This window comes from Caulobacter sp. 10L414 (genome assembly GCF_056395525.1).
Genome location: NZ_JBFTJR010000002.1, coordinates 138632 through 151057, shown reverse-complemented (window position 1 = coordinate 151057; position 12426 = coordinate 138632). Strand labels below are relative to the sequence as shown.

Below are 12426 nucleotides of genomic sequence, written 5' to 3'. Positions count from 1 at the left end.
CCCCTCAGTCGCTCCGCGACAGCTCCCCCAGAGGGGGAGCATCTTCCTACGGCAACGGCCTTGGCTTGCGGTCTTCGCCGATGGCGACGAAGGTGAACACGCCTTGGGTCACCTTGTGGGCCTTCTCGCCGTCGCGGCGGCGGCGCCAGGCCTCGACCTCGACCTTCAGCGAGGTGCGCCCGGTGTGGATGATGCGGGCGAAAAGGCTGACCTCGTCGCCGACGAACACCGGGCTGATGAACACCATGCCGTCGACGGCGATCGTGGCGCAGCGGCCGGCCGCCCGGTGAAAGGCGATCGAGGCCGCGGCCAGGTCCATCTGCGACAGCAGCCAGCCGCCGAAGATATCGCCTTCGGGGTTGGTGTCGGACGGCATGGCGATGGCCCGCAGCACCGGCGGGTCGTGCGGCCATTCGGCGGCTTCCCACGCCTTGGCGAGGGTCTCGGCGCGGGGGCCGGAGAGCGAGGAATCGTCCATCTCGGCTAGTCGGCCTTAGTGGCCGCTCGGGCCTTCATAGACGCCGGGAGCCAGGCGTTCGTCCTCGTCGTGGCCGGCATGCTCGGCGGCGATGAAGCGACGGTCGCAGTAGGGGCAGTCGACCGAGCCGGCCGCGCCCATCTCCAGCCACACGCGCGGATGGCCCAGCGCGCCGCCGACGCCGTCGCAGGCGATGCGGTGCGAATGGACATGGACGATCTCGGGCGCCGGGCCGGCGACGGCGGCGACGTCCATGGCGGTGGGGGCGGTCGGAGCTTCGGACTTGGCCTTGGCCATGGGGGAACTACCTTCGAATTCTGAGCGCGGCCTTGGCTAGGCGGCGAACGAGGCATACCTATGCGACGCGTCGGTGCCGCGTCAATTCGACGAAGCCGCGCACGCCTCTGTTTTCAAAGCCTTCGGCCCCCGATTGGACGCTTCATGGACCTGCCTGCCTACGCGATCGAAGCCGAGGGCCTGTTCAAGACCTACCCCGCCACCAAGACCGCGCCCGAAAAGCGCGCGCTGAACGGCATCGACCTGAAGGTGCCGCGCGGCTCGATCTTCGGGCTCCTTGGTCCCAACGGGGCTGGAAAGTCGACCTTCATCAACATCCTGGCCGGCCTGACCCGCAAGTCGAGCGGCACGGTCAGGATCTGGGGCCGCGACATCGACGAGCGCCCGCGCGACGCCCGCGCCGCCATCGGCGTGGTGCCGCAGGAGCTGGCCGCCGACGTCTTCTTCACCCCGCGCGAGTCGCTCGAGGTGCAGGCCGGCTATTACGGCGTGCCCAAGAACGAGCGCCGCACCGACGAGCTGCTCAATGCGCTGGGCCTGGGCGACAAAGCCAACGCCTATGTCCGCCAGCTGTCGGGCGGCATGAAGCGGCGCCTGATGGTGGCCAAGGCCATGGTCCACCAGCCGCCGGTGCTGATCCTCGACGAGCCGACCGCCGGCGTCGACGTCGAGCTGCGCCGCCAGCTTTGGGAATATGTGAAGGGCCTGCACGAGCTGGGCGTGACCATCGTGCTGACCACCCACTACCTGGAAGAGGCCCAGGAGCTGTGCGACCAGATCGCCATCGTCAACCGCGGCGAGGTGGTGGTGTGCGAGCCGACCCCGACGCTCCTGGGTCGGATGGACATCCGCAACGTGGTGGTGACGCCGGAGAGCCCGCTGGCGACGCCCCCGGCGCTGGAAGGCTTCGAGACCAAGGGCCGCGCGGGCGGCGCCTTCTCGGTCAGCTACCGCACCGGCCAGTCCAGCGTCGAGCACGTGCTGGCCGCCGTGCGCGGCGCCGGCGTGTCGATCAAGGACATCGCGACGGAAGATCCGGACCTGGAGGACGTCTTCGTGTCGCTAACCTACGGCGATCCGAACGCCAAGGATCCGCTGAAGACGTAAGGTCGCCTCCCCCGGGAAACCTCTCCCATGGGGAGAGGCGGATCTGGGGCTGGGAGAGGCCTGCCTCTTAAGGCAGCGCCTTCACGAACGCCCGCACCACCGTCGCCGAGTTGTCCGCCGCCAGGCGCAGGAACACCGGGAACTGGTTGGTGGCCGGGTCGCCGCCGGCCAGGTCCGACAGGCTGCGGAAGGCGATGAACGGGGTCTTGTTCACATAGGCCACCTGCGCCACGGCGGCGCTTTCCATGTCGAGCACGCGGGCGCCGAAGGTCTTGTGGGCGTAGTCGCGGAAGGCGGCGTTGTCGACGAACACCGGGCCCGAGCCGCCGGCCCCGCCGACCACCACCTTGGGCGGCTTGGTCAGGCACTGGTCGGCCGCGCAGCGCTTCAAGGCCAGGCCCTCGACGCTCTTGCGCGCCAGGGCGATCAGCGCCGGATCGGCGGCGAACGACAGCCGGTCCTCAGGCTTGGCCGGGTCCTGCGTCACCGTCACCGCGCGCGGATGCATCATGCCGAAATTGGGCAGGTCGCTGACCAGGCCCGGCGTGGGGGCGAAGCCCCCCGGAACCTCGCGGGCATAGGCCATCTCCGAAGTCTGGGCCCAGGTCTCCGGCGCCACCACGTCGCCGACCTCGAGGTCGGGATCGGCCCCGCCGGCCACGCCCGAGAACACGATGCGGGTGACGTGGAAACGGTCGAGGGCCGCCTGGGTGGTCATGGCCGCGTTGACCATGCTGATCCCCGACAGGAACAACACCACCGGCTTGCCCTCCAGCGTGCCGGTGACGAAACGCGCGCCGGCCGCCGTGAACTCCTGCTTGCCCGAGGTCGCCGCCTCCAGCGCCGCCATCTCCGGCGGGAAGGCGCTGACCACGGCCGTGCGCGGCGCGGCGTCCAGCCGTTCGGCGGCGCTGGCGGCAAGGGGCGACAGCAGGACGGCCCAGGTCAGGGCGAGGGGCGCGGCGATACGCATGGGCGGAGGCTTCCGATGATCGATTCGGCGGCACCCTAGCCTCGGGCGCGCCATGGCCGGAAGGGCCGACGGCCAGGCTGTTGCATCGCCGGCCGCTTCCGACGATTTTCGCGCCGTTTTTAAGTGAGCGGGGCAGGCATGAGGGCTTGGATTCTAAGAACATTGGTCGTTTTGGCGGCCCTTCTGGGCGCGAGCGCTCCGGGGCTGGCCCAGGCCGCCTCCAAGCCGATCCCGATCAAGGTGGTGGTCGTCACCACCTTCGAGATCGGGGCGGATGCCGGCGACGTGGCCGGCGAGTTCCAGCCCTGGGTCGAGGGCTGGCCGCTGAAGCAAGAGATCAAGGTGCCGGGCATCCGCCACGTGGCCCGCTATTCCGACGACGGCGTGCTGGCCATCGTCAGCGACATGCGCGGCCGCACCCGTGAAAGCGTGGCGGCCCTGATCCTGTCGAACCAGTTCGACCTCACGAAAGCCTATTGGATCGTCAGCGGCATCGCCGGCGTCGATCCCGCCTCGGCCTCGGTCGGCAGCGCCGCCTGGGCCCGCTACGTCGTCGACGCCGACCCGATCTACGAGGTCGACGACCGCGAGATCCCGGCCGACTGGCCCTACGGCCTCTATTCCAACGACGCCGACCGCCCGAACGTGAAGGGCAAGGCCGAGGGTTCCAGCGCCATGGTCTGGACGCTGGACCGCGGCCTCGTCGACTGGGCCTACGACCTGACCAAGGGCTTGAAGCTGCCCGACAACCCCGACCTTGCGAAGCTGCGCGCCGGCTATGTGAAGGAGCCGCAGGCCCTGCGCCCGCCGTTCGTGCTGCAGGGCGACGCCCTGGGCGCGGTGCGCTTCTGGCATGGGACGCACCGCACCCAGTGGGCCCGCGACTGGGTCAAGCTCTGGACCGACGGCGCGGGGACCTTCACCATGAGCGACTGCGAAGACCAGGGGATCCTCGACGTGCTCGACGCCCACGCCGACAGCGGCCGCATCGACCGGCGCCGGGTCCTGGTGCTGCGCACGGCCAGCAACTACACCCGCCCGCCGCTGGGCGAGCCGACCTTCCCGCGCGTGCTGCACGACGACGGCGCCAAGGCCGCCTTCGAAGCCGAATTCCTGGTCGGGGGCGTCGTCGCCCGCGATCTCGTCAAGAACTGGGACCGCCACGCGCTGGCCCTGCCCCAGGTTGGAGCCCGATAAGCCATGCTCGAACGCCTCTTCAAGCTGCAGGCCCAGGGGACCAACGTCCGCACCGAGGTGCTGGCCGGCTTCACCACCTTCATGACCATGGCCTACATCGTCGTGGTCAACCCGGCGATCCTGGGCGAGACCGGCATGCCGATCGCCGCCGTCGCCGCCGCCACCTGCCTGGCCGCCGGCCTCGGCTCGATCCTGATGGGCCTGATCGCCAACTACCCGCTGGCCCTGGCCCCCGGCATGGGCCTCAACGCCTACTTCACCTACACCGTGGTCAAGGGCATGGGCGTGCCGTGGGAGACCGCGCTGGGCTGCGTGTTCATCTCGGGCGTGGCCTTCCTGATCCTGACCGTGGCCGGCATCCGCCAGATGATCGTGGCGGCCATCCCCCGGCCGCTGTTCTCGGCGGTCGCCGCGGGCGTCGGCCTGTTCATCGCCTTCATCGGTCTGAAAAGCGCCGGCGTCATCGTCGCCAACCCCGCCACCGCCGTGGCCCTGGGCGACCTGACCACGCCGTCGGCCGCCCTGGCCCTGATCGGCCTCGTGCTCATCGCCGCCCTGCAGGCCTGGCGAGTGAAGGGCGCGATCCTGATCGGCATCCTGCTGGCCGCCGTCGCCGGCTGGCTCCTGGGCCTGTCGAAGTTCACGCCCGGCGCCTACAGCCTGTCGGACCTGTCGGCGACCTTCTTCAAGATGGACGTCGGCGCGGCCCTGCACCTGCAGGGCGGCATGGGCATCGCCCTGCTCGAGATCATCTTCGTCTTCCTGTTCGTCGACCTGTTCGACAATGTCGGCACCCTGGTGGCCGTCACCAAGAAGGCGGGCCTGGTGGAGCCCGACGGCACGATCCCGCGCCTCAACCCCATCCTCACCGCCGACTCCGCCGCCACCATGATCGGCGCCGCGGCCGGCACCAGCACCGTCTGCAGCTACATCGAGAGCGCATCGGGCGTCACCGCCGGCGGCCGCACGGGCCTGACCGCCGTGGTGGTCGGGATCCTGTTCCTGATCACCCTGTTCTTCGCCCCGCTGGTGCAGGCCATCCCGGCCGCCGCCACCGCCCCGGCCCTCGTGCTGGTGGGCGCGCTGATGATCGGTTCGCTGGCCGAGGTCGACTGGGCCGATCCCACGGTGGCCATTCCGGCCTTCCTGACGGTGATCACGATCCCGCTGACCTTCTCGATCGCCAACGGCCTGGCGTTCGGCATCACCAGCTACGCCGTGCTCAAGGCCGTGACCGGCAAGCTGCGCAAGGGCGACTGGCTGCTCGTCATCCTCGCGGCGCTGTTCGTGATCCGCTTCGTCTATCTGGCGAAAGGCTGACCAAAACCCTTTGCGCGAGCGCGGCTTTCGGCTAAGACCGCGCTTCCGCAAGGCGGATGCACCCGTAGCTCAGCTGGATAGAGCGTTGCCCTCCGAAGGCAAAGGTCACACGTTCGAATCGTGTCGGGTGCGCCAGTCCTACTTGCCGAAAAATGCGCGCCCGTAGCTCAGCTGGATAGAGCATCAGACTACGAATCTGAGGGTCGGACGTTCGAATCGTTCCGGGCGCGCCACTTCGGTCTTGGACCGTAAATTCCCACGACAAGCCCAGTCACCGCGATCGTCGACCGCGGCGCCGTCATGCCCTGGGCTATCCGAACATCCCTTCCCCGCCCCTTGCCGCATGTCGGCAGGCAGGCCGCGCCTAGCGGTAGGAGAAGCCCTCGGCCGTGCCCTTCTGGCCGCCTCGGTCGGTCAGCTTGCCCTGGCCGTCGACGTCGAAGGCGTGGACGTCGAAGGACAGCGCGCCGTCGGCCGTGCCCGAGACGCGGTTCAGCTTGACGTGGAAGGCGCCGCCCCGGTCGCAGACGGCCGCAAAACGGTAGGCCGAGCGGTCGGCCGACAGGAACGCCAGGGCCGCCGGCGGCAGGGCGACGTTCTGGCCGTCGAGCTTCAGCAGGGGGGCGTCCGAGGTCGGGCGGCGGGCGCCGGCGCCCTGCAGCGCGAGGGTTCGGCCTTCGCACCGCGCCTCGAAGCCGGCGCTGAGAAGCTCGGGCGGGCGGGGCTCGGTGATCGTCAGCAGCGGGGGCTCGGCCTGGGCCGGGGCGAGCAGAGCGATCAGGGCGACGAGACTGGTCATGGACGGTGCTTTCCTCTCTCAAACACGGCGTGACTTGGGCGAACGGGCCCTCGGCGCTCAGGGCGCGGCGGGCGGTGCGAAGGCCTTCCGCGGCGCCAGACCGACCTGGCCGGCCTTGGCGTCGTACAGCACGGCGAAATCGTAGAACGGCAGGACCCCCGCGTTCAGCCCTTCCCACGGCAGGCTCGCCGGCGGCGTGGAGAACTGCAGGCGTGCGCCCGCCCCCCGGCCGATGACGAAGTCCTGGGAAGGCCCCGGCGCGTCCGGCGGCCCGAACGTCAGGCCCGCCTCGGCCCCCGCCGGCCAGTCGGAAGGCGTCTGCGGCGCGCGGGACACGAAGTTCAGGGTGGGGCCGCCGCTGTCGAGCAGGGTCGGGGCGCACAGGCGCGCCGCGCCGCTGGTCAGGCAGGCGGGAATGGCGTTGTCGGCCCAGTGGCCGCGCCCGCGCGGATCCTTCTGCAGGGAAAAGAGCGTGAACTTCGCACGCTCCTCGGGGCTGGGGTTGAGGATCAGCCTGCCCGGCGCGGCCTCGCCCGGCCGCGGCAGCAGCACGATCCAGGCCTGGTCGCGGGCGTGCGTCAGCGGGTTCTCGGCGTCGCTGGCGCGCAGGCCCGCGCCGAGGATGCCCTCGAAGCCGTTGGTGGGGCCGGACCCGCCGATCCTGAACCGCTCCGGCGGCAGGCCCGCGGCGGGACAGCTGGGGCGATCGGGCGCGCAGCCGACCGTGGCGGTCGCGCTGACGTCGGCCTCGGTCTCGAAACCGCCGATCGCCAGCCTGGTCCGCACCACCTGTCCCTCGAGCACCACGCCGTTGCGGTAGGCGTAGCGCTGGGCGCGCTGGCCCTTGCCGGCCGGCGCGGCCGTCGGCAGCAGGCGCAGGCCCGTCGAGCCGGTGTCGAGCATTACGTCGACCGGGGCGCGCCCCTCGATGGAGACCGGAACCGAGTATCGTATCGGCCCGCCCTCGAAGCGGTTCTGCCGGATTTCAATCTCCACCCGCCCCTCGGGCTGGGCGGACGCCAACGCGGCGATCAGAAGAAAAAGCGGCACGCTTCACAACTCGACCGTGAACAGGGCCAGTGCAGCCTAAGCGGTCTTTACTCAAAATACCACCTTGAGAAACAGGCCCGTTCTCGACGACCCTGGAGCTTCGAACCGTCCGAAAGACCCGCGTCCGACATGCCCGATCTTCACGACCTCTACGACGCCGCCCACGACTTTCCCCGCCGCGACGGCGCCCCTCGCCTGAGCTACGTCATCGCCAGCACGCCGCGCAGCGGAAGCACGCACCTGGCCGCCTGCCTCTGGCGCGCCGGCGACCTGGGCGCGCCGCTCGAATATCTCAATCCGCTGCACATCGAGCAGATGTCGCCGCGGCTGGGCGCAGCCGGCCGTCCCGACTACTGGCGCGCCCTGTGGGCGCTGCGCACCTCGCCCAACGGGGTCTTCGGCCACAAGCTGTTTCAGCCCTACTACGTGATGGCGGCCCGCGAGGAGCCCGGTTTCATGCCGATGCTGGCGGCCGACCTGACCGTGCACCTCTATCGTCGCGACAAGGTGGCCCAGGCCGTATCCCTGGCCCGGGCCCAGCAGACCCAGGCCTGGGCGTCGTGGGGCCAGGAGAACGGGCCGCCCGGCTACGACCGCGACCTCATCGGCCGCTGCCTGACCAGCATCGCGCGGCAGGAGCAGTGGTGGGCGACGGTCTTCGCCCTGGTCGGCGCGCCCAGCATCTCGATCGCCTACGAGGACTGCGTGGGCCGTGAGGACGAGGTGGCCGGCCAGATCAGGGCGGCGCTGGGCCTGCCCGAACGCGCCGACTGCCCTCCGGTGCGGATCCAGCCGCTGGCCCGCCAGGCCGACCAGACCAGCGCCGAATGGATCGAACGCTTCCGCGCCGAGGTGAACCAGCGCCTCGACGCCGCGGGCCGGCGCCGCGACCTCTCCGCGCTGGCCCGCGCCATCGCGCCGCCCTGAGGCCTTCGGAAGGCGGCCAGGCCGCCTTCCCCTTCCCCGCCTACAGCAGGCTGGGACCGTCGTGGGCCTTGCGGGCGCGCGACTTGAACACCAGCACGGTGCGCAGCGCGGGGCAGTCGCGGCTGGGCGTGCGGGCGGCGTGCGGGATGTCGCCCGGGAACACCGCCAGCCGGCCGGGGATCGGAAAGACCGAGCGGATCACGTCTCGGCCGCCCTGGTCGAAGAAGACCGTCTCGCCGCCCCAGTTGGCCTCCCACTGGGGGTGGGCGTAGTAGATGGTGGTGAAGTAGTCGGGCTGGGCGCTGTCGGTGTGCATGTGACCGTCGCCCCCGAACGTGTGGCCGTTGGCGTAGACCCGCACCGGCACGTGGTCGCCCACCACCTGGTCGCAGATCAGCTTCCACAGCGCGATCACCGGCGTGATCAGCGGGCGACCCAGAAGCTCCTTCTCGCAGTTGTCGAGGCTGTTCTCGTCGCCGCCGCCGAAGTGCGAGTGCCAGAAGCTGTGATTGACCTGGGTCGAGTTGGCCCGCCAGCCGTAACGCCAGATGTTCCGGTCCATCAGCCCCGAAAGCTGCAGCTGCAGGTCGGTCGGGACGATGCCCTCCAGCGTGCGGATCTCGCCGGCCCGCGGCGCGCCGATCGGCCCGCGCACGACGCGGGACGACGCATCGAAGCCGTAGGTGTCCGACAGCGCCTTGTGGCCGGCCTCGTCGAGCCAGGCCAGCAACCCGCGCAGGCGGGGCCCGGCGTCGGCCCGCTGGCGCGGCTGCATGCGGGGAAACTGTTCCAGCCAGTTGGCGGTGAAGATGTGCGCCAGGTCCTTCAGGTCGCTGCGCGCCACGGGCTCCTGGCGACCGTCCTGCAGCGTCAGCATGCCTGGGCCGCGCGGCGCCAGGGCCAGCATGAAGCTGCGCTTGGTCATGGCCCCGAACAGGTAGGCCAGCCGCTCGGCCCGCTCGCCGATCACCGCGGCCACGTCGCCGCGGCGGTCCAGCGTGAGGATGGCGCGCTGGAAGCTCTCTGTGCCGTAGACCGAATGGAACAGGCCCGCATCGCGCACCGCCTCGTCCACGCCCCAGGCTTCCAGCAGGGCCGCGGTGCCCTTCAGGTGGTCGAGCAGGACATGGCCGGAATGCCCCACGCCGCCAGCCCCGAACTGGCTGAGGAACTGCAGCTTGGCCTCGAAGGACGGCTCGGAGGGGGCGGCTTCCGGCGCGGGACGATCCAGAAGCGAGACGTCGGAAAGATCGCTCATTGGCTTACTCGGTTTGGGCGGGAGAAAGGGGGGAGGTCGGCCGACGCCGCGCGCGTCATGACAGGCAGTCGACCAGGACGAGGCCGCGGATGATCGTCCGCTCGCCCTCGTTCTTGCTGTAGAGCATGCTGAAGAACGACACCGTCTTGATCAGCAGCAGCGGATCGCCGTCCACCGGCAGCAGCCTCAGGTCCAGGCCGCGCGCCTTGGCCGATCTCTGCAGGCGCGCCAGGGCCGCGACGTCGGCGGTTCCGGCGCTCCATCGATAGAACAGCGCGCAGTCGAGATCGCCGGGATTGGGCTTGGGTCCGATCGCGCTGCCGCCGAGCAGGGCCGCGACGCCCTGCCCGCCGGCGTCGGAAAGCTCATCCAGGGTGACGGCCAGCTCGTCGATGAAGCGCTTGCGACGGGCCAGAGCCTGCCCCGCGACCAGGGCCGAGAGACTGACCAGATAGGGGGTGGCGTTGACCGGCGTGCTCTGCCGCTCGGTGGTCACGAAGGGCGGGAAATCAAGCGCCTCGGCCTGCCTGAAGCAGGACTCCATCACCTCGCGGAAGGTTTGCGGCGCCGCCGCCAGGCCGGTCACTTCGACGCCTCTGCGACAGGTCGAAGCTGAAGAAACAAGCTCGCTGACACGCCCCGCGGATCCTACGCCTGACGCCGCGCTCACCCGTGCGAGGTCGTCGATCAACGCCACTCTAGGTTTAATCTTGAATCGCGCGCAAGACGCCAAAAGGCAATTCTGAGTTGATTTCCACAGGCGCCGCCGAAAGGGGCCTTTCCGGCCGAAGATCGCCGGTCATGAGGAAGAGGCAGCGCTCGACGAAGCGGAACAGCGGCGCCCAGCGACCGTGCACCTCGGCCTCGCGCAGGGCCAGCGTCAGGCTGCCCCCCGAGAGGGTCGTCAGCTCGTGCAGGGGCGCATAGAAGGCCGGCCGGCCATAGGCGCGCCGGACCACCGCGCTGAACAGCATGCGCGCGGTGCGGCCGTTGCCGTCCTCGAAAGGGTGGCAGTTGGAGATCGCCGCCATGCCCACCGCCGCCCGGTAGAGGGCCGGAACGGTTGCCTCGCCCAGCCGGCCATGAACCAGCGCCAGGCGCTCGGCGATCTGCTCGGCCGGCGGAAAGGCGATCTGCTCGCCCTCGAGGTCGCGCTGCGTGCCCACCAGCCTGCGGCGGGGGCAGACCCGCCGCCCCAGCCCGTGGCTGGCCAGGGTGGCCAGGCCGCGCGTGAAGTCGTGGGGATCGTCGGCGACGATCGCATCGGCCAGGCGCTCGCCGAACTGGTCGAGCACCCGCCGCTCCCGCAGCGAGCGGCCGTCCTCGACGGGCCGGGGCGCGAGCCGGGCCGAGAAGCGCTCGGCCAGCGGATGGGAAAGGCCGAGCTCGGCCGGATAGCCGGCGCCGGTCGCCAGCGGCCTGGTCGCCAGCCACGCCTCGGTCCTGGCTTCCATCTCGGGCGGGGCGGCGTTCAGATGCTGCTCGCCCAGCCGCACCAGGGCGATGGTCTCGTCCGACGCCGCGCGCCACTCGGGCCAGGCAAACAGCGAACGCCGGCGCAGGCCCACGTTCAGGGCCCGTCCTGCGACGCCGGCGGCAAGGCCAGCGACCGGTCCGGCCGCCCCCCGGACCGGGCGACGACCGTCTCGATCGGCGCGGGATCCGAAGCGCCGATCGAGTCCACCTTGTCGAGCACATGGACCCAGGGCGCATGGAAGGCGCGCCGCCGCGTGGGCGAGATCTCCTGCAGCCCCGGCACGAAGTCAATGAACCGCAGCTCGCCCATCGCCGCCAGCAGCGCGGTCGAGGCGACGTATTCCTGATAGGTGGTCTCGACCAGGCCGAACTTGGCGTCGCGCAGCTCCTGCTCGGCGTTCAGCACCTCCAGCACGGTGCGGAGGCCCAGCCGCTGCTCTTCCTTGACGCTGTCATAGGCCGTCTGCTGGGCCCGGATCTCCAGCCGGCGCGCCGAGACCGTGGCGCGGGCCGCCGCCAGCTGGTTCCAGGCCTGCGACACGCTGCGGATCGCCTGACGCCGGGCGTCGTCGATCAGCAGCTCGTCGCGCTGGCCCTGGGCCTCGGCCGCGACGATCCGTGATCGGACAGCCCCGTTCGGGAAGGGCTGACGAAAGACCAGGCCGGCCGTCGTGGCCCGCACGCTGTCGACCGGATTGAAGCTGTTGAGCGGCGACTCGGCGTTCTGCACCTGCAGCGACACCGTCGGCCGGGCCTGGGCCTTGGCCATCTCCAGTCGAGCCTGCGTCTCCTGCAGGGTGTAGACGGCGATGCGCAGGTTGCGATTGTTGCGCTCGGCCCGGCTCAGGGCGTCGTCGATGGTCGCCGGCAGGTTGGGCGTCACCGGCGGCGGCGCCAGTTCGCCGGGGTTCTGGCCGACCACCGCCAGATAGTCGCCGCGGCTCTGGGCCAGCTGCCCTTCCCGGGCCAGCAGGCGCGCGCGCGCCGCGGCCAGGCGCGCCTCGGCCTGCGAGCGATCGGTGATCGTCACCTCGTAGAGCGCGAACTTGGCCTCGGTCTCGCTCAGCTGCTGTTCGAGCACCTGGACGTTCTCGCGGGCGATGGCCACGCCCTCCTCGTCGCGCCGGACCGCCGAGAACGCGACGACCAGGGCCTGCAGGATCTGCTGCTCCGATTGCAGCAGCGCCTCGCGGCCCGAGGCGGCCTGCGCCAGGGCCAGCTTCAGGCTGGCATGGCCCGCGCCGCCCAGATAGAGCGGCTGCTCGAGCGAGAACTGGTCGGAAGCATAGCTCGCCTCGACGTCCAGGTCGGGAACGTCGGTGCGCGTCCTTGAGAACCGCGCCGACGCGGTGGGCGCAAACGCGCCGAGCGCCTGGTGGTAGGCCTCCTGCACCGCGCGCAGCTGGGCGCGCTGGGCCAGGAGCTGGGGGTTGCCCTCGTAGACCAGCGAGGCGGCCTCGGCCAGGGTCTCGGCCCCTGCCCCGCCGGCCACGCCCAGCAGGCCGCTGGTGATGACGCCCAACAGCCACCCTCGCGCGAAGGGT

Annotated in this window: 13 protein-coding genes and 2 tRNA genes; 6 read left to right on the top strand and 9 right to left on the bottom strand. The window is 70.7% G+C overall.

The window, feature by feature from the left end:
- Positions 1-46: 46 nt before the first annotated feature.
- The gene (locus tag AC1DCG_RS01515) at positions 47-478 is read right to left on the bottom strand and encodes an acyl-CoA thioesterase (protein WP_477028305.1); all 432 of its coding nucleotides are present in this window, start codon (positions 476-478) and stop codon (positions 47-49) included.
- 15 nt (positions 479-493) lie between these two features.
- Positions 494-775, bottom strand: a complete 282-nt coding sequence (locus AC1DCG_RS01510) for a zinc-finger domain-containing protein (RefSeq protein WP_165261635.1) — start codon at positions 773-775, stop codon at positions 494-496.
- Between the two features lie 144 nt (positions 776-919).
- Between AC1DCG_RS01510 and AC1DCG_RS01505 the strand changes: the two genes are divergently transcribed.
- Positions 920-1882 (top strand): ABC transporter ATP-binding protein, encoded by a 963-nt coding sequence (locus AC1DCG_RS01505; protein WP_165261633.1) that lies wholly within the window; start codon positions 920-922, stop codon positions 1880-1882.
- Positions 1883-1949: 67 nt separating this feature from the next.
- Here AC1DCG_RS01505 and AC1DCG_RS01500 read toward each other — a convergent pair whose 3' ends face one another.
- On the bottom strand, positions 1950-2855 hold the full coding sequence (locus AC1DCG_RS01500) for a 5'-methylthioadenosine/S-adenosylhomocysteine nucleosidase (RefSeq protein ID WP_477028306.1): 906 nt from the start codon (positions 2853-2855) through the stop codon (positions 1950-1952).
- Positions 2856-2993: 138 nt separating this feature from the next.
- Here AC1DCG_RS01500 and AC1DCG_RS01495 point away from each other — a divergent pair, with 138 nt between their 5' ends.
- From AC1DCG_RS01495 to AC1DCG_RS01480, 4 genes are all read left to right on the top strand, one after another.
- Complete coding sequence (locus AC1DCG_RS01495) at positions 2994-4052, top strand: purine nucleoside permease (RefSeq protein ID WP_477028307.1); 1059 nt, start codon at positions 2994-2996, stop codon at positions 4050-4052.
- A 3-nt stretch (positions 4053-4055) separates the two neighbouring features.
- Complete coding sequence (locus tag AC1DCG_RS01490; RefSeq protein ID WP_477037157.1) at positions 4056-5372, top strand: NCS2 family permease; 1317 nt, start codon at positions 4056-4058, stop codon at positions 5370-5372.
- Between the two features lie 58 nt (positions 5373-5430).
- Positions 5431-5507: transfer RNA gene (locus tag AC1DCG_RS01485), tRNA-Arg, on the top strand.
- A 21-nt stretch (positions 5508-5528) separates the two neighbouring features.
- Positions 5529-5605 (top strand) — tRNA-Arg (locus tag AC1DCG_RS01480).
- A gap of 131 nt (positions 5606-5736) precedes the next feature.
- On the opposite strand, the gene AC1DCG_RS01475 is transcribed toward AC1DCG_RS01480, so the two are convergent.
- Positions 5737-6171: a hypothetical protein gene (locus tag AC1DCG_RS01475; RefSeq protein WP_165261625.1), complete on the bottom strand. Its 435-nt coding sequence runs from the start codon at positions 6169-6171 to the stop codon at positions 5737-5739.
- Positions 6172-6228: 57 nt separating this feature from the next.
- Entirely contained in the window at positions 6229-7221 is a 993-nt protein-coding gene (locus AC1DCG_RS01470; RefSeq protein ID WP_477037158.1) for a hypothetical protein, read from the bottom strand.
- A 129-nt stretch (positions 7222-7350) separates the two neighbouring features.
- On the opposite strand from AC1DCG_RS01470, the gene AC1DCG_RS01465 reads away from it, so the two are divergent.
- The gene (locus tag AC1DCG_RS01465) at positions 7351-8148 is read left to right on the top strand and encodes a Stf0 family sulfotransferase (protein WP_165261621.1); all 798 of its coding nucleotides are present in this window, start codon (positions 7351-7353) and stop codon (positions 8146-8148) included.
- Positions 8149-8188: 40 nt separating this feature from the next.
- Here the strand turns inward: AC1DCG_RS01465 and AC1DCG_RS01460 are convergent, their stop codons facing one another.
- The 4 genes from AC1DCG_RS01460 to AC1DCG_RS01445 form a co-directional block, all read right to left on the bottom strand.
- Positions 8189-9406: a DUF6817 domain-containing protein gene (locus AC1DCG_RS01460; protein ID WP_165261619.1), complete on the bottom strand. Its 1218-nt coding sequence runs from the start codon at positions 9404-9406 to the stop codon at positions 8189-8191.
- 55 nt (positions 9407-9461) lie between these two features.
- Complete coding sequence (locus AC1DCG_RS01455) at positions 9462-9992, bottom strand: DUF6932 family protein (RefSeq protein WP_477028311.1); 531 nt, start codon at positions 9990-9992, stop codon at positions 9462-9464.
- 118 nt (positions 9993-10110) lie between these two features.
- Entirely contained in the window at positions 10111-10974 is an 864-nt protein-coding gene (locus AC1DCG_RS01450; RefSeq protein WP_477028312.1) for a Fic family protein, read from the bottom strand.
- Positions 10975-10976: 2 nt separating this feature from the next.
- A complete protein-coding gene (locus AC1DCG_RS01445) occupies positions 10977-12404 on the bottom strand; it encodes a TolC family outer membrane protein (protein WP_477028313.1) in 1428 nt (475 codons plus the stop codon).
- Between the last annotated feature and the right edge of the window lie 22 nt (positions 12405-12426).